The following is a 1,386-nucleotide window of genomic DNA, read 5'->3' as shown; positions in this document are numbered from 1 at the left end:
AACCGGTGGCCAGAACGCGATGATCGTCGACTCCTCGGCCCTGACCGAACAAGTGGTCATCGACGTGGTGTCTTCGGCCTTCGACAGCGCCGGCCAGCGTTGCTCAGCCCTGCGTGTGTTGTGCCTGCAGGAAGATTCCGCCGACCGCGTCATCGAAATGCTCAAGGGCGCCATGGCCGAATCGCGCCTCGGCAACCCGGAGCGCCTGTCCGTAGACATCGGCCCGGTAATCGACGCCGAAGCCAAGGCCGGCATCGAGAAACACATCCAGGCCATGCGCGACAAAGGCCGCACCGTGTACCAGATGGCAATTGCCGACAGCGACGAATGCAAGCGCGGCACCTTCGTGATGCCGACGCTGATCGAGCTGGAAAGCTTCGATGAGCTGCAGCGCGAGATCTTCGGCCCGGTGCTGCACGTGGTGCGCTACAAGCGCAAGGAACTGGACCAGTTGATCAACCAGATCAACGCTTCCGGCTACGGCCTGACGTTGGGCGTGCACACCCGCATCGACGAGACCATCGCCAAGGTGATCGACAACGTCCATGCCGGTAACGTCTACGTGAACCGCAACATCGTCGGTGCCGTGGTCGGTGTGCAGCCGTTCGGTGGCGAAGGCCTGTCGGGCACTGGTCCGAAGGCTGGTGGCCCGCTGTACCTGTACCGCCTGCTGTCGACCCGTCCGACCGATGCGATCCAGCAATCCTTCGTGCGCGGCGATGCCCTGGCCGCGCCGGACCTGCGTTTGCGCGACGCCATGAGCAAACCGCTGACCGCCCTGCAAGCCTGGGCCGACAGCCAGAAGCTCGCCGAACTGAGTGCCCTGTGCGTGCAGTTCGCCGCCCAATCGCAAAGCGGCATCACCCGCCAGCTCACCGGCCCGACCGGCGAACGCAACAGCTACGCCATCCTGCCGCGCGAGCATGTACTGTGCCTGGCGGACGTGGAAGGCGACCTGCTCACGCAACTGGCGGCCGTCCTGGCCGTGGGCGGCTCGGCGGTATGGCCGGAAACCGACACCAGCAAGGCCGTATTCGCACGCTTGCCGAAGGAGATTCAGGCGCGCATCCAGCGCGTAGCCGACTGGACCAAGGACGACGTGCTGTTCGACGCGGTCCTGCATCACGGCGACTCGGACCAACTGCGCGGTGTCTGTCAGCAAGTGGCCAAGCGCGCCGGGGCGATCGTCGGGGTGCATGGTTTGTCCCAAGGCGAAACCAACATCGCGTTGGAGCGCCTGGTGATCGAACGCGCGCTGAGCGTCAACACCGCTGCGGCAGGTGGTAACGCCAGCCTGATGACCATCGGCTAAACCGCTGTAGACCAGGCACCTGCAAGGGGTGCCTGGTGGTAGGAAATCCCTGTGGGAGCGAGCTTGCTCGCGAT

General features: G+C 64.8%; 1 protein-coding gene. It reads left to right on the top strand.

The features are described from left to right. A partial coding sequence (locus OC610_RS27460; RefSeq protein ID WP_264432601.1) for an aldehyde dehydrogenase family protein occupies window positions 1–1,312 on the top strand: 1,312 nt, incomplete at its 5' end. Between the last annotated feature and the right edge of the window lie 74 nt (window positions 1,313–1,386).

The organism is Pseudomonas agronomica, from assembly GCF_025917275.1.
GTDB classification, from domain to species: domain Bacteria; phylum Pseudomonadota; class Gammaproteobacteria; order Pseudomonadales; family Pseudomonadaceae; genus Aquipseudomonas; species Aquipseudomonas agronomica.
The sequence above is the reverse complement of the archived record's forward strand: the minus strand, read 5'-3'. Positions and strand labels throughout refer to the sequence as shown.